12 protein-coding genes and 1 rRNA gene are annotated in these 15,233 nt (G+C 54.0%); 2 read left to right on the top strand and 11 right to left on the bottom strand.

Features of this window, described 5'->3' with window-relative positions; all coding sequences use genetic code 11:
* Positions 1–10: 10 nt before the first annotated feature.
* The 3 genes from CHU32_RS17290 to metH form a co-directional block, all read right to left on the bottom strand.
* The gene (locus tag CHU32_RS17290; RefSeq protein ID WP_103677299.1) at positions 11–1,642 is read right to left on the bottom strand and encodes a Na/Pi cotransporter family protein; all 1,632 of its coding nucleotides are present in this window, start codon (positions 1,640–1,642) and stop codon (positions 11–13) included.
* A 157-nt stretch (positions 1,643–1,799) separates the two neighbouring features.
* Positions 1,800–2,240: a hypothetical protein gene (locus CHU32_RS17285; RefSeq protein ID WP_103677298.1), complete on the bottom strand. Its 441-nt coding sequence runs from the start codon at positions 2,238–2,240 to the stop codon at positions 1,800–1,802.
* Positions 2,241–2,277: 37 nt separating this feature from the next.
* Positions 2,278–5,961: a methionine synthase gene (gene metH / locus CHU32_RS17280; RefSeq protein ID WP_103750896.1), complete on the bottom strand. Its 3,684-nt coding sequence runs from the start codon at positions 5,959–5,961 to the stop codon at positions 2,278–2,280.
* 180 nt (positions 5,962–6,141) lie between these two features.
* Here metH and iclR point away from each other — a divergent pair, with 180 nt between their 5' ends.
* Positions 6,142–6,969 (top strand): glyoxylate bypass operon transcriptional repressor IclR, encoded by an 828-nt coding sequence (gene iclR, locus CHU32_RS17275; RefSeq protein ID WP_103677296.1) that lies wholly within the window; start codon positions 6,142–6,144, stop codon positions 6,967–6,969.
* 31 nt (positions 6,970–7,000) lie between these two features.
* On the opposite strand, the gene CHU32_RS17270 is transcribed toward iclR, so the two are convergent.
* The 6 genes from CHU32_RS17270 to metA all read right to left on the bottom strand — a co-directional run bounded on the left by CHU32_RS17270 (position 7,001) and on the right by metA (position 13,885).
* The gene (locus tag CHU32_RS17270) at positions 7,001–7,534 is read right to left on the bottom strand and encodes a GNAT family N-acetyltransferase (protein WP_103677295.1); all 534 of its coding nucleotides are present in this window, start codon (positions 7,532–7,534) and stop codon (positions 7,001–7,003) included.
* Positions 7,509–7,823 carry a type II toxin-antitoxin system TacA family antitoxin gene (locus tag CHU32_RS17265; protein WP_245880232.1) on the bottom strand — a complete coding sequence of 105 codons (315 nt, stop codon included), beginning with the start codon at positions 7,821–7,823 and terminating at the stop codon, positions 7,509–7,511. Before CHU32_RS17265 ends, CHU32_RS17270 begins: the two co-directional genes overlap by 26 nt.
* Before the next feature lie 145 nt (positions 7,824–7,968).
* Entirely contained in the window at positions 7,969–9,699 is a 1,731-nt protein-coding gene (gene aceK / locus CHU32_RS17260; protein WP_103677294.1) for a bifunctional isocitrate dehydrogenase kinase/phosphatase, read from the bottom strand.
* A gap of 55 nt (positions 9,700–9,754) precedes the next feature.
* Positions 9,755–11,059 carry an isocitrate lyase gene (aceA, locus tag CHU32_RS17255; RefSeq protein ID WP_103677401.1) on the bottom strand — a complete coding sequence of 435 codons (1,305 nt, stop codon included), beginning with the start codon at positions 11,057–11,059 and terminating at the stop codon, positions 9,755–9,757.
* 28 nt (positions 11,060–11,087) lie between these two features.
* Positions 11,088–12,689, bottom strand: a complete 1,602-nt coding sequence (gene aceB / locus CHU32_RS17250) for a malate synthase A (RefSeq protein ID WP_103677293.1) — start codon at positions 12,687–12,689, stop codon at positions 11,088–11,090.
* 266 nt (positions 12,690–12,955) lie between these two features.
* Entirely contained in the window at positions 12,956–13,885 is a 930-nt protein-coding gene (metA, locus tag CHU32_RS17245; protein ID WP_103677292.1) for a homoserine O-acetyltransferase MetA, read from the bottom strand.
* A gap of 155 nt (positions 13,886–14,040) precedes the next feature.
* Here metA and CHU32_RS17240 point away from each other — a divergent pair, with 155 nt between their 5' ends.
* Positions 14,041–14,481, top strand: a complete 441-nt coding sequence (locus tag CHU32_RS17240) for an acetyltransferase (RefSeq protein WP_103677291.1) — start codon at positions 14,041–14,043, stop codon at positions 14,479–14,481.
* An 18-nt stretch (positions 14,482–14,499) separates the two neighbouring features.
* Here the strand turns inward: CHU32_RS17240 and CHU32_RS17235 are convergent, their stop codons facing one another.
* Both CHU32_RS17235 and rrf read right to left on the bottom strand, forming a co-directional pair.
* Positions 14,500–14,877: a YjaA family stress response protein gene (locus CHU32_RS17235; RefSeq protein ID WP_103677290.1), complete on the bottom strand. Its 378-nt coding sequence runs from the start codon at positions 14,875–14,877 to the stop codon at positions 14,500–14,502.
* 77 nt (positions 14,878–14,954) lie between these two features.
* Positions 14,955–15,070, bottom strand: a 5S ribosomal RNA gene (gene rrf, locus CHU32_RS17230).
* Positions 15,071–15,233: the final 163 nt, after the last annotated feature.

The raw sequence follows: 15,233 nt of genomic DNA, 5'->3' as shown, positions 1-15,233 counted from the left end.
AAGACCGTTATCAATACTCATCCCGCTCGTCATCTTCGTCCGGCTGTTCCAGCACGCTGTATGCCACTGAACAAAACAGTGAGTTCAGGCGCTTCATATCGCCCAGCAACCCCAGGTGTAGCGAACTGGTTTCAATGCTCTGTACGTTCTGCTGATGCAGGCGGTCAACGTGCGCGTGCGAGTAACGACGGTTGAGGATGCGAAAACGGTGCTTGCTGCGCCGCAGACGACGGGCGCTGGTGACGTCCCCGGAAAAGAAGACCGTCATCGCCAGTTGCAGGTTGCCCAGCAGCCGCTCGTAAAGCGCATCCAGCTCTTTAAGCCCTTCCAGTGAAAACGCACGGCGGGCCGCCAGCGATTTATCAGCAATTTCACTGCCCATACGTTCGATAATATCTGACGCCTGTTCAAGATTGAGTGACATCTCAATAATCTCTGCCCAGCGGCGCGACTCTTCTTCCGCCAGTTCATCCTTCGGCATCCGTGCCAGGTAGAGTTTAATGGCGGTATACAGCACGTTGATATCGTCGGCGAGCTTGCGCAGCTCTTTTTCCTGGCGCGGTTCGCCGTGCATCACCTTTTTCAGGCTTTCCAGCATCTGCTCCATCGCGTCGCCCATACGCAGGGTTTCCCGCGCGGCGTTGGCAAGCGCAAGGGTCGGCGTGTCCAGCGCGCTGGTATCCAGATGTTTCGGCTTCAGGCGCGCATCCAGTTCTGGCTCATCACGTATCACTCGTTCGCAAAAACGCGCCATCACACCCGCAAAGGGTACCATCGCCAGACAGCGGATCAGGTTGTAGAAAACGTGGAAGTAAATCACCATTTCGGCTTCCGGTAATGGCAGGCTGTCCATTGCATTGGCCAGGACATGCACGAAAGGCAGGATGATCAGGCTGCCCACCAGCTTGAATAATAAGCTGCCGAGCGCTACCCGGCGGGCGGCGGCATTGGCGGCGCTGTTGTTAAGCATCGCCAGCAGCCCGGAACCGAGGTTTGCGCCGATGACCAGGCACAGCGCGACCGGGAAGGAGATAATCCCCGCCGTGGTCAGCGTCGCGGTCAGCAGTACTGCCGCGAGGCTTGAGTAGCTAATGATGGCGAAGACCGCCCCAATCAGCGCATCCAGCATGATGTCGCCGGTCAGCGAAGCAAAGATAACCTGCACGCCGTTGGCCTGAGTAATCGGCGTCACGGCCTGCACGATAAGCTCCAGTGCCTGCAAAATCAGGCCAAGGCCGATCGCCACGCGCCCGAGTTGTCCGGCGCGGGTCTGTTTACGTCCGAGAAAGAAAATGACGCCAACGAAAATAAGTAGGGGCGACAGCCAGGAGAGATCGAAGGTCAGAATACGCGCCATCAGCGCAGTACCCACGTCGGCACCCAGTACAATCACCAGCGCCGGGGTGAGTGCCACCAGATCCTGGGCAACAAACGAGGTAACCAACATGGTGGTGGCGTTGCTGCTTTGCACCAGCGCAGTAACGCCGATGCCCGCACTGAAGGCGAGCGGTTTTTTCTCAACGCTGCGGCTGAGGACGGTTCGCAGTCTCGCGCCAAAGACGCGCATCACACCGGTTCGCACGATGTGGGTGCCCCAGACCAGCAGGGCGACAGCAGAAAGCAGGTGTAACAGCGTTAACACGGAAGGTGTGCCTCCTTAATTGTTATTGGGTTCCCTGGGACAAAAACGCCGGATGAGGCCGCACAGGGCGGCCTGACGTTTATTACAGTATAAGAGGTTAATTGTAATAAAGAGACAACAGGCTCAAAGAGCGTTAGTTGAGTTGTAAGACGCTATGTCAGAATGGCCGCGTTTTACACCAGATAATAGAACCGATTTTCAGTATTTCAGAGACGATGAAAAGGGACAAGGTCACGGCAACGCTCACGATGCCAGCGTCATAGGCTAACAGCGTCAGGAGAGGCAGAGAACCCGTGAAGGTAATCACTCGCCCTGCTTCCTGAAGGATAAAAAACAATGTGTTGATTTCTTTTTTGCCGATAAACGACCATGCCGAGTAAAACAGCGATAGCCGCAGAAGAAAACCAGCGGCAAATAGCGCCAGCATCCAGATGATCAGCCCGCCGCCGTCACTGTAGTGGATCGCTGAATCCTGAAAATGGACAATATCGGTATAAAACGGGATCCTGCCCATATGGATTGCCAGCACCACATAAATCGCCAGCGCCAGCACATCCATGATCCCCCAAAAAATATAAATTCCCTTTTTTAAACGCATAGTGTGCTTCCTTTCCGTATCATTAATCCGTTAGTCATTAATCCGCATCATACCCCAGATTTGGCGCTAACCAGCGTTCAATGTCCGCCACGCTCATCCCTTTACGCCGGGCATAATCTTCGACCTGGTCGCGTTGGATCTGCGCCACAGCATAGTATTTGCTGTCCGGATGACTGAAATACCAGCCGGAAACCGATGCCCCTGGCCACATGGCAAACGACTCGGTCAGCTTCATACCGGTATGTTTTTCCACGTCCAGCAACTGCCAGATGGTGCCTTTTTCGGTATGTTCCGGGCAGGCAGGATAGCCTGGCGCGGGACGAATGCCCTGATAGTTCTCGCGGATCAACTCCTCGTTACTCAGGTTTTCATGCGCCGCATAGCCCCAGTACACTTTACGCACCCGCTCGTGCAAATACTCGGCGAAAGCTTCCGCCAGTCGGTCGGCAATGGCTTTCACCATGATCTTGTTGTAGTCATCATGCTGCGCATCGTAAGCATCGGCCAGTGCATCTTCTTCCAGCCCGCCGGTGACGGCGAACGCGCCGATATAGTCCGCTTTGCCGCTCAGCTTCGGTGCCACAAAGTCGGCCAGACAGTAGTTCGCGAAGCCGACTTTTTCCGTCTGCTGGCGCAAATGACGGCTGACCGTCAGCACATGGGTGCGGGTTTCATCGCGGTAGATTTCGATATCATCGCCGACACGGTTAGCCGGAAAAAGCCCCACCACGCCGCGCGGGTTGAGCGATTTTTCTGCGCTTAATTGATCGAGCATGGCGTTAGCATCGTTAAACAGACGCTGCGCCTCTTCCCCTACTACCTCGTCTTCAAGAATGCGCGGGTATTTGCCCGCCAGCGACCAGGTCATAAAGAACGGCGTCCAGTCGATGTAGTTACGCAGAGTGTCGATGCTGGCGGTGATGTCCTGCACGCCCAGGCGATGCGCGACAGGTGGCGTATAGCTGGACCAGTCAAAGGCCAGATCGTTTTCCCGCGCCGCCGCCAGCGTCACCGGCGGCGTGCGCGGTTTTTTGCGGCCATGCTGGATGCGCACGGTGTCGTACTCTTTACGGGTGCGGGCGACAAATTCATCGCGCTGGGTGTCAGACAGCAAGGCTGACACTACACCCACGGTACGCGAGGCATTTTGTACATACACTGTCGGCCCACTGTAGTTCTGCTCGATTTTCACCGCCGTATGTGCTTTCGAGGTGGTCGCGCCGCCAATCAGCAGCGGAATGGTAAAGCCCTGACGCTCCATCTCCTTCGCCACGTTAACCATTTCATCCAGCGACGGCGTAATCAGGCCGGAGAGGCCAATCAGGTCAGCATTCACTTCTTTCGCGGTTTTGAGGATCTTATCCGCCGGGACCATCACGCCCAGATCGATAATTTCGTAGTTATTACACTGCAATACCACGCCAACGATATTTTTGCCGATGTCGTGCACATCGCCCTTCACGGTGGCAATGACCATCTTACCGTTGCTGGAGCCTTTTTCTTTGCTGGCTTCGATATAGGGTTCGAGGTACGCCACCGCCTGCTTCATCACGCGGGCGGACTTTACCACCTGCGGCAGGAACATTTTGCCCTCGCCGAACAGATCGCCAACCACGTTCATGCCGTCCATCAACGGACCTTCGATCACTTCAATCGGACGCGTGGCCTGCTGGCGCGCTTCTTCGGTGTCCTGCTCAATAAATTCGGTGATGCCTTTGACCAGCGAATATTCAAGGCGTTTTTTTACGTCCCAGCTACGCCATTCCGCCTGCTGCGCGTTAGCAGCGTCATCGGTTTTGCTGCCGCGGTATTTCTCGGCCAGATCCAGCAGACGCTCGGTACCGTCGTCGCGACGATTGAGGATCACGTCCTCGACCGCATCGCGCAGTTCAGCGGGCAGATCGTCGTAAATCGCCAGTTGTCCGGCGTTAACGATGCCCATGTCCATACCGTTGCGAATGGCGTAATAGAGGAAAACCGCGTGTATGGCTTCACGCACCGGGTCGTTGCCGCGGAACGAGAACGAGACGTTAGAGACGCCGCCGGAGATCAGCGCGTGCGGCAGCTCACGTTTGATATCTTCGCAGGCCCCGATAAAATCCTGCGCATAGTTGTTATGCTCTTCAATGCCGGTCGCCACGGCAAAAATATTCGGGTCGAAAATGATGTCTTCCGGCGGGAAGCCCACCTCTGCGGTGAGAATATTGTACGCCCGGTGGCAAATCTCGATTTTGCGCGCGCGGGTATCGGCCTGGCCGACTTCATCAAATGCCATCACTACCACGGCGGCACCGTAGCGGCGCACCTTTTTCGCATGCGCAATAAACGGCTGAACGCCCTCTTTCATTGAGATGGAGTTAACGATGCCTTTGCCCTGAATGCACTTCAGTCCTTTTTCGATGACCTCCCATTTGGAGGAGTCGATCATAATGGGGACACGGGCGATGTCCGGCTCACCGGCGATCAGGTTCAGGAAACGCACCATCGCCGCTTCGGCGTCGAGCATCCCTTCGTCCATATTGATGTCGATGATCTGCGCGCCGCTTTCCACCTGCTGGCGCGCCACATCCAGCGCCTCGCTGTATTTTTCTTCTTTAATCAGGCGTTTGAATTTAGCAGAACCGGTGACGTTAGTACGTTCGCCGACGTTGACGAACAGGCTGTCATCGCCGATGTTCAGTGGTTCAAGACCGGAAAGGCGGCAGGCCACCGGAATGTCCGGTAACTGGCGCGGTGGCAGCCCTTCTACTGCACGGCTCATGGCGGCAATATGTTCCGGCGTGGTGCCGCAGCAGCCGCCGACGATATTCAGGAAGCCGGCTTGCGCCCATTCGCGGATCTGCGTCGCCATGGTGTCGGCATCGAGATCGTATTCACCAAAGGCATTGGGTAGCCCGGCGTTCGGGTGCGCGGTGACGTAGCATTCGGCAATGCGCGACAGCTCCTGCACGTACTGGCGTAGTTCGTCCGGCCCCAGCGCGCAGTTCAGGCCAAAGGTGAGCGCATCGGCATGACGCAGTGCATTATAGAAGGCTTCGGTGGTCTGGCCGGAGAGCGTGCGGCCGGAGGCGTCGGTGATGGTGCCGGAAATCATGATCGGCAGTTCAATGCCCAGCGCCTCGAATTCTTCTTTCACCGCATAGATGGCGGCTTTGGCGTTGAGCGTATCGAAAATGGTTTCGATTAATATCAGATCCGCGCCGCCTTCCACCAGCGCTCTGGTGGATTCACGATACGCCGCCACCAGTTGATCAAAGGTGATATTGCGGTACGCCGGATCGTTGACGTCCGGCGAAATGGACGCCGTGCGGTTAGTCGGGCCAAGCACGCCCGCGACGTAGCGCGGTTTTTCCGGCGTGCGCGCGGTCCACTCATCGGCACAGGCGCGGGCCAGCTTCGCCGCCGCCAGGTTGATTTCCGCCGACAGCGATTCCATCTGGTAATCCGCCATCGCGATGGTCGTGGAGTTGAAAGTGTTGGTTTCGATGATATCCGCGCCCGCCTCAAAGTAAGCGTTGTGGATAGCCGTAATAGTCTCTGGCTGAGTGAGCACCAGCAGATCGTTATTGCCTTTCAGATCGCACGGCCAGTCGGCGAAGCGCTCGCCGCGAAAGTGCTCTTCATTCAGACGGTAGCCCTGGATCATGGTGCCCATGCCCCCGTCCAACACCAGAATCCGCTTATTTAACTGCCCACGCAGTTGTTCCACTTTGCTGCTCACACTCGCTCCCGACAACGCTCAACGTAACACGCCATACTGGCATAAAGTGTGCAGGTGGAAAAGAGAGCAGCCCCTAACATGAGACAAGTTCATTCACACTCATCCGATGAGCATAGTAGTTGTTGCATTATACTTGAATAAAACGAAAATGATTTCCACGATACAGAAAAGGAGTCGCTTATGGTCGCCCCCGTTCCCGCGAAACGCGGCAGAAAACCTGCCCCCGCCGCTGCCCAGCAGGTAACCGGTCAGGTTCAGTCCCTGACACGTGGTTTAAAGCTGCTGGAGTGGATTGCTGAATCTAATGGTAGCGTCGCGCTGACCGAGCTGGCACAGCAGGCAGGCTTACCGAACTCCACAACGCATCGTCTTTTAACCACTATGCAGCAGCTTGGCTTTGTCCGTCAGGTGGGCGAGCTGGGACACTGGTCGGTGGGCGCGCATGCGTTTATGGTTGGCAGCAGCTTTTTGCAGAGCCGTAATCTGCTGGCGATTGTCCATCCGATCCTGCGTGCGCTAATGGAAGAGTCCGGCGAGACGGTGAATCTGGCGGTGCTCGACCAAAGCGATCATCAGGCGATTATTATCGATCAGGTGCAGTGTACGCAGTTAATGCGTATGTCAGCGCCTATCGGTGGCAAACTGCCGATGCACGCCTCTGGCGCGGGGAAAGCGTTTCTTTCGCAGTTAAGCGAGGAGCAGGTGACCGGCTTGCTGCATCGTCAGGGTTTGCATGCCTATACGCATGCTACGCTGGTATCGCCGCTGCATCTGAAAGACGATCTCGCCCAGACGCGTAAACGCGGCTATTCGTTTGATGATGAGGAACACGCGCTCGGCCTGCGCTGCGTGGCATCATGCATATACGATGAACACCGCGAGCCGTTTGCCGCGATTTCTATTTCGGGACCGATATCGCGGATCACCGACGACCGGGTGACCGAATTTGGCGCAATGGTGATTAAGGCGGCGAAAGAAGTGACGCTGGCGTATGGGGGAGTGCGGTGATTCTGGCAGACAGACGAGAAGCCATCAACGTTTACGCAGCAAGAATATGCTGAATAGCCAGAAACATGGGTACAGCAGCAAATGTATTCGGCGGCTCATTCAACTGAACAAAGCCTAAACGAGCATAAAAATTAATCGCCGCCGGGTCTGCATCCAGGTAAATCCCTTTTACCGGAAGGACCTGATGAATCGTTTTGACATGAGCAAAGAATTCACAGAGTAAGTCCAGGCCATAACCCTGCTTTTGTTGACGTCTTGATATACCGAGCATAACCAGCCGTACAACGCTAATATCGCTGGGCATGGAGCCTGCAATAACATTGGGCAGTCGTTCACGGCTTAGAGAATACCCGGTAAACGTGCAGACACCCACCAATTCCCCTGAACAGCTATCAACCAGTACTTTGGCGGCGCAATTGCCATCCTTAACGTTTTTTTTCAGTGAATTACGTACGAATGAATTGATAACAGCATTTCCGCAATCGAAATGCTTGTTTCCTGGATAAGTAATGTCCCACTGGTAAGGGCAAACTATCACTTTATTTTCCGTTTGCATTACTTCCATTGTTCTTCCTTTGCATCAATTCCTGTAAGGCAAGGGTCGGCGCGGCAGGCTCAGCCAGAAGCTGATTCAATTGCTGCCAGCTCTGAGCCGAGAGCTGGCGGCGACGCTGATTGTCCAGCACATTCTCTGCGCGCTCCAGCGCTGCATTGAGGATAAACGCGCTCAAATCAAGCCCTGCGGCGGCGGCGGCTTCTCGTAGTAATGCTTTCAACTCAGGATTGGTTTTTAATTCGACCCGGGCGCTTTTCATTCCCCTGACGTCGCCTGCTAGGGTAGTGGCTTTAGTCATAACTGCCTCTCTGTTCTCTGTTGATACGGCTAATAGCCGTATCAACAGAGTAGGGCTTTTTACCATCTGCGTCAAAATATAGCGGCTTATTTTGTTCGGCAAGTCACGCGTGTCATTGCTGGAAAGCGGCTCGCAAAAGCGCCGCTTACACCGCGCCATAGCGCACGCTAAAACGCTGGCGGCGGCGGTAAGCGTAGACATCTTCGACATGTCCTTCGCGAATACGCGTCTGTAATGCGCGCCAGTAGTCGGCGCGAAACAGATCGGCATGCATCTCTTCAAATAGCGGCCCAATGCGCGGATCGGCGCATAGCCAGTGACGAAACTCCTGCGGGAAGACGTCGCCTGGCGAGACGCTGTACCAGGGTTCACTTGCCAGTTCATCTTCCGGATAGCGCGGCGGGGGGATATCGCGAAAATTCACTTCGGTCATATAGCAAATTTCATCGTAGTCGTAGAACACTACGCGCCCGTGACGGGTGACACCGAAGTTTTTAAACAACATGTCGCCGGGAAAAATGTTGGCGGCGGCAAGCTGGCGGATGGCATTGCCGTACTCTTCAATCGCATCGCGGAGCTGCTGGCCTTCCACCTGTTCGAGCCAGATATTTAACGGCACCATACGACGTTCAATATAAAGATGGCGAATCGCTATGTGTTCACCCAGATCGGTGATTTTTTCCGGCGCATCCTGCAGAAACAGCGCCATCAGCGCCGGGGAGATTTGCCGTTTCTCCAGCACAAAGTTTTCAAATTCCTGGGTGTCTGCCATTCGCCCGACGCGGTCATGCTCTTTAACCAGTTGATAACAGGCACGGACGTGAGCGGCGGACATCTCTTTTTGCGGGGCAAAGTGGTCTTTGATAATTTTGAATACCCGGTCGAAGCCTGGCAGGGTAAATACCAGCATCACCATGCCGCGAATGCCCGGAGCTTCGATAAATTGCTCGTCAGAACCTTTCAGGTAGGCCAGATATTCCCGGTAGCTTTCGGTTTTTGCATGTTTCTGGCAGCCGATCGCCATGTACAGTTCGGCAGTGGTTTTGCCCGGCAGGATCTCTCTGAGCCATTCGACCAGCGCCGCCGGGAGTGGCGCGTATACCATGAAATAAGAACGGGCAAAACCAAAGACGATGCTGGCTTCGTCGATGCCGGTCAGGCAGGCGTCAATAAAAAGTTCGCCTTCGTCAGAACGGTGGATCGGCAGTAAAAAAGGCAGCGTCCCTGAGGGCGTCACGATTTTACCCACCAGCCACGCGGCTTTGTTACGGTAAAAAAGTTCGTTAGCCACCTGCAGATTCGCCTGGCGTAAAAAGTCCTCACCGAAGGTTTCCGTTAATTGCGTTATGATAAAACCAACGTCACGATGGCGATTTTGCCATGGCAGGCGCAACGGCAGATCGCTTAACATGTTATTCAGCAGTGTTTCCCAGCCATGTTCGGGTGCGAAGCTCTTTGCCAGCGGGCGAGGGATGGTGCGAAAGCGGCGTTCTGACTGAGAGCTGAAAATAAAAAGCCGCTCGGGTGTTAACGAGCGGTGGTCAAATAACCGACAATAGACGGAGTTAAAAAAACTTTCCGCTATCTCGAAGCGAGGGTAATCCGGAAGCAGGTCGGTATAGTGCTGTTTTACGCGCAGCAAAAAGTCGACATCCGTACTTTTGCCATCGGTGATACAGCGCAGTTGCTCAACCACCAGCCCGACATGATGGTCATAGAGATGAATACGATTTTTCATCGCCTGCTGCACGGCGTGCCAGTCCGCCTGCTCGAATCGCTGTTGGGCACCGGACGTGATCTCCAGAAATCGCCCGTACTGCGCATCGAAGCCTTGAAGAATGGTCTGGGCTATCAGTAATTCCAGGCTGCGCGTCATGGTGGCTCCTGTCTGACGGGATTTCCTCACCCTCCCCCTGAGGGGAGGATGCGGCTCAGAACTGCGATTCTTCCGTCGAGCCGGTCAGCGCGGTCACCGACGACGCGCCGCCCTGAATAATGTTCGTCACTTTATCGAAATATCCCGTACCCACTTCCTGCTGGTGGGAAACGAAGGTGTAGCCCTCTTTGCCCGCCGCGAACTCCGGCTGCTGAACCTTCTCGACGTAGTGCTTCATGCCCTCGCCTTGCGCATACGCGTGGGCCAGGTCGAACATGTTGAACCACATACTGTGAATGCCCGCCAGGGTGATGAACTGGTACTTGTAGCCCATATCTGACAATTGCTGCTGGAAGCTGGCGATGGTGCTATCGTCCAGGTTTTTCTGCCAGTTGAATGACGGCGAGCAGTTGTAGGCCAGCAGTTTGCCGGGATATTTTGCATGGATGGCGTCAGCAAAGCGTTTTGCCAGCGCAAGGTCCGGCGTGGAGGTTTCGCACCACACGAGGTCGGCATAGGGTGCATAGGCCAAACCGCGGCTGATCGCCTGCTCAATACCGGCTCGGGTACGATAGAAGCCCTCGCTGGTGCGCTCGCCTGTGATGAATTCACTATCGTAAGCATCGCAGTCGGAGGTAATCAAATCCGCCGCATCGGCATCAGTACGGGCAATCACCAGCGTCGGTACGCCCATCACATCAGCGGCCAGACGTGCAGCAACCAGTTTTTGTACCGCTTCCTGGGTCGGGACCAGTACCTTGCCGCCCATATGTCCGCATTTCTTCACCGAGGCCAGTTGGTCTTCGAAATGAACGGCGGCGGCACCGGCGGTAATCATTGATTTCATTAGTTCAAACGCGTTCAGCACGCCACCAAATCCCGCTTCCGCATCGGCGACGATCGGCAGGAAATAATCAATATGGCGCGGATCGTTTGGATCAATACCGGCTGACCACTGGATCTGATCGGCGCGGCGAAACGTATTGTTGATCCGATCGACCACCGCTGGCACCGAGTTAGCCGGGTACAGCGATTGATCCGGATACATGCTGGACGCCAGGTTCGCATCTGCCGCAACCTGCCAGCCAGAAAGGTAGATAGCTTCGATACCGGCCTTCGCCTGTTGCAGGGCCTGCCCGCCAGTCAACGCACCGAGACTATTGATATAGCCTTTTTTCGCTTCACCGTGCAGCAGTCGCCACATCTTGGCCGCGCCGAGCTGCGCCAGTGTGCATTCCGGATTTACCGAGCCGCGTAATTTCACCACTTCTTCTGCGCTATACGGGCGGGTAATGCCTTCCCAGCGCGGCTGTGTCCATTCTTTTTGTAATTCTTCGATCTGTTGGGTACGCGTTTTCATATGCAGATGCTCCATTTTATAGGGTGAATTAAGCCAGGAGGCGATAGCCTGGCAACGTCAGGAAGTCGATTAAGTCATCTGAGGTGGTGATTTGTTCCATCAGGCGCGCGGCGTCGGTAAAGCGGCCGCTGCTGAAACGATGCTCGCCGAGTTCTTCCTGGATCACCTGCATCTCTTCAGCCAGCATTTGCCGGAACAGAGATTTGGTGACGGGTTTGCCGTTGCTCAGCGTTTTCTGGTGGTGTATCCACTGCCAGATGGAGGTGCGGGAAATCTCTGCTGTCGCAGCATCTTCCATCAGGCCGTAAATAGGTACACAGCCGTTGCCGGAGATCCACGCTTCAATGTACTGCACCGCGACACGAATGTTGGCACGCATGCCTTCTTCAGTGCGTTCACCTTCACAGGGAGCCAGTAGCTGTTCGGCGCTAACGGGTGCATCGTCATTACGGGTTACCGACAGCTGATTTTTATTTTCGCCCAGAACCTCGTTGAAAATCGCCATGGCCGTATCTGCCAGACCGGGGTGAGCGACCCAGGTACCGTCATGACCGTTGTTTGCTTCCAGCGCTTTGTCCGCTTTTACTTTGTTAAGTACCTGCGCATTACGCGCAGCGTCTTTACTGGGAATAAACGCCGCCATGCCGCCCATCGCAAAGGCACCGCGCTTGTGGCAGGTTTTAATCAGCAGGCGCGAATAGGCGCTGAGGAATGGTTTGTCCATGGTGACGACCTGGCGGTCAGGCAGCACACGGTCCGGGTAATTTTTCAACGTTTTGATATAGCTGAAAATATAATCCCAGCGGCCGCAGTTCAGGCCAACGATATGATCGCGCAGGGCGTGCAGGATTTCATCCATCTGGAAGACGGCAGGCAGCGTTTCAATCAGCAACGTTGCTTTAATGGTACCGCGCGGCAGGTCAAAACGGTCTTCCGTATAGCTGAAAACTTCGCTCCACCAGGCCGCTTCCTGCCATGCCTGGGTTTTCGGCAGGTAGAAGTACGGGCCGCTGCCTTTCGCCAGTAACGCTTTGTGGTTATGGAAGAAATACAGCGCAAAGTCGAACAGACTGCCGGGGATGGCTTCTGCGCGCCAGGTCACGTGTTTTTCCGGCAAATGCAGACCGCGTACGCGGCACACCAGAACGGCGGGGTCAGGGTTGAGCTGATAAATTTTTCCGGCATCGCTGGTATAGCTGATAGTCCCGTTGACCGCGTCACGCAAGTTGATTTGCCCGTCGATCACTTTATGCCAGTCGGGAGCCAGAGAATCTTCAAAATCGGCCATAAACACTTTTACATTGGCGTTCAGGGCGTTAATCACCATTTTGCGTTCAACCGGGCCGGTGATTTCGACACGGCGATCCTGCAAATCATCCGGGACGCCACGAATCGTCCAGTCACCATTTCTAATGGAAGCGGTTTCCGAAATAAAACCAGGCAGTGTGCCGTTATCAATATCTTGTTGCTGCTGCACGCGAGCGGCAAGAAGTTGATTACGCTTCGGCGTAAACCGGGTCACCAGTTCGCTGAGAAACTCAGTGGCTTCCGGCGTCAGAATTTGCCTCTCCTGCTCGCCATAAGGCTGATTAAACGTCAGTTCATCTGCTATTGCTGCCTGTTGTGTCATTGCGCTGCTCCTCGTCGTTGATCCATGATCGTCTTCAGTGCAAACGAAAGATCGTTGTGTTTTTTTCGTTCAGCACAATCAAGACTACTTAAATAAATTTCAAAATCAAAAACTATTTCCATTTTAAATATAAATTAAATACAACATATTGATAACAATAGAGATAAATTTTTACAAGGAGAGAAGCAGTTTTCGGAAACAAAAAAGGCACCCGCAGGTGCCTGAGATAGCGTGCTGAAACGCTTTAGGATCTGAACAGCAGAAGATTAATCCAGCGTAGGATTCATATGCCGCAAATCGTATGGGGTGATCTGGTAGACGTAATAGTTGAGCCAGTTTGTGAATAACAGATTGCCATGGCTGCGCCAGGTGGCGCGTGGGGTGTTCTGCGGATCGTTTTTCGGGAAGTAGTTGTACGGAACATCCGGGCTGAGGCCCGCTTCAACGTCACGAAAGTATTCGCCGGCCAGCGTGTTGGCATCGTACTCCGGATGGCCGGTGACAAAGGCGATACGTTTGTCTTTGCTGGCAAACAGATAGGCATCTCCGCCCTCGGTTTCAGCGAAGATCTCCAGATCGGTGTAATCACGGATCAGTGCCGTGGGAAAATCCGCAAAACGTGAATGCGGTGCGAGGAATGAATCGTCAAAACCACGGGTTAATAATGCGTGCGGGTGTAATATATGATGTTCGTAGACGCCGGAGAGCTTGTCGTTGCGGGTTTGCTTCGGGATACCGTAGAGAATATTCAGTGCAGCCTGTACTGCCCAACAGACAAAAAGCGTTGAGGTGACGTGATCTTTCGCCCATTCCAGTACCTGCTTGATCTGCGGCCAGTAAGCCACATCGTTGAACTCTACCAGTCCTAAAGGCGCACCAGTGACGATCAGCCCGTCAAAGTTTTCGTGACAAATCTCGTCGAAATTGCAGTAGAAGTTGTTCAGGTGCTCTGCCGGTGTGTTGCGTGATTCACGTGCATCGATTCGTAGCAGCCTGATATCAACCTGCAGCGGCGAGTTTGACAGCAGGCGCAGAAACTGGTTTTCCGTTTCGATTTTTTTCGGCATCAAATTGAGAATGAGTACCTTTAGCGGACGAATTTCCTGACCTGTTGCGCGCGATGCCGTCATCACAAAGACGTTTTCTTCACGCAAGAAATTAACGGCTGGTAGCTCATCCTGCACCCGAATCGGCATAACTTATATCCTCACTGCATACGTTTAAACGTTTAGACATCCAGATAGCTGACAATACCCAGGAATATCCATAATGTCGAGCATGCAGGCGGAAGGTGAGAAAGTTTCAAGGCAGGAATTACGTTAGAATATAAGCATGGTTAAAAGGAGAGAAGATGGTTATTAAAATCCGCCGATCGAGGCATGATGAAGTGGATGTACTGGCCGATATCTGGTGTCGTTCAGTCGATGCCACACACGATTTTCTCTCGCCCGCCTACCGGACGGAGCTGGAAGAACTGGTGCGGGCTTTTCTTCCTGAAGCGCCGCTGTGGGTAGCGGTCACGGAGCAAGATAAGCCGGTCGCGTTTATGTTACTTACGGCTCAGCATATGGATGCGCTGTTTGTTGATCCTGATTTCCGGGGTGAAGGCGTAGGGCGATTACTGGTCGGGCACGCGTTAACGCTTGCTCCTGAGCTGACGACTAACGTAAATGAACAGAATCATCAGGCCGTGGGATTTTATCAAAAGTTGGGATTTAGCGTGACGGGACGCTCGCCAGTGGACGATCTGGGGCGGCCCTATCCCTTACTGCATCTGCAATATGGCAGCTAGGCTGACACGTTTGTGTCTTTACTCAAGCATCGCCAGTACAGCACTGTCACTCAGCGGATGAGTTTGCGCATGTATTTTTAGCTGGCGATATTTCATTGCCGTCGCTCCCGCAACCACTTCCTGGAGGATACGTTCCTCGACCTGAGATAAGCCACCTTCATTCATTTCCAGGGCGCTGACCACGATGTCAAAACGCCGGGTTCTTAGTAAGCGATTCAACCATGTTGGCGGGTAAATCTGTTGAATGAGATCGAAAAGGACCTTCTCCGCCTGGAAAAACTCAGCGATTAAAAGGCGTGTATTACTAAAACGTGCCTGCCCTGATACTTCCTTTTTGTGTTCAACATCGCGCAGGATGATGTGATTTTTACGGATCTGAATATAGAGAATGGGCATGAAAACTCCTTTTTCATCATTAAAACATAAAAATGCAAAAAGCCCATCCTGACGGATGGGCTTTTCACTTATTTGATGCCTGGCAGTTCCCTACTCTCGCATGGGGAGACCCCACACTACCATCGGCGCTACGGCGTTTCACTTCTGAGTTCGGCATGGGGTCAGGTGGGACCACCGCGCTAGTGCCGCCAGGCAAATTCTGTTATCAACACGTCCTCTGACCTGTCGATATAATCTGTATCAAAGCTGAAAATCTTTCTCTCAAATCCGCCAAAACACCTTCGGCGTTGTAAGGTTAAGCCTCACGGTTCATTAGTACCGGTTAGCTCAACGCATCGCTGCGCTTACACACCCGG

This window comes from Superficieibacter electus, assembly GCF_002915575.1.
GTDB lineage: Bacteria > Pseudomonadota > Gammaproteobacteria > Enterobacterales > Enterobacteriaceae > Superficieibacter > Superficieibacter electus.
Note: the sequence above shows the minus strand (reverse complement) of the source record. Positions and strands in the feature narration are given on the sequence as shown.

Coding starts and splice junctions, on each gene's coding strand:
- CHU32_RS17285 (WP_103677298.1), bottom strand. CDS start 2,240: ATGCGTTTAAAAAAGGGAATTTATATTTTTTGGGGGATCATGGATGTG.
- iclR (WP_103677296.1), top strand. CDS start 6,142: ATGGTCGCCCCCGTTCCCGCGAAACGCGGCAGAAAACCTGCCCCCGCC.
- CHU32_RS17270 (WP_103677295.1), bottom strand. CDS start 7,534: ATGGAAGTAATGCAAACGGAAAATAAAGTGATAGTTTGCCCTTACCAG.
- CHU32_RS17265 (WP_245880232.1), bottom strand. CDS start 7,823: ATGACTAAAGCCACTACCCTAGCAGGCGACGTCAGGGGAATGAAAAGC.
- aceK (WP_103677294.1), bottom strand. CDS start 9,699: ATGACGCGCAGCCTGGAATTACTGATAGCCCAGACCATTCTTCAAGGC.
- aceA (WP_103677401.1), bottom strand. CDS start 11,059: ATGAAAACGCGTACCCAACAGATCGAAGAATTACAAAAAGAATGGACA.
- aceB (WP_103677293.1), bottom strand. CDS start 12,689: ATGACACAACAGGCAGCAATAGCAGATGAACTGACGTTTAATCAGCCT.
- metA (WP_103677292.1), bottom strand. CDS start 13,885: ATGCCGATTCGGGTGCAGGATGAGCTACCAGCCGTTAATTTCTTGCGT.
- CHU32_RS17240 (WP_103677291.1), top strand. CDS start 14,041: ATGGTTATTAAAATCCGCCGATCGAGGCATGATGAAGTGGATGTACTG.
- CHU32_RS17235 (WP_103677290.1), bottom strand. CDS start 14,877: ATGCCCATTCTCTATATTCAGATCCGTAAAAATCACATCATCCTGCGC.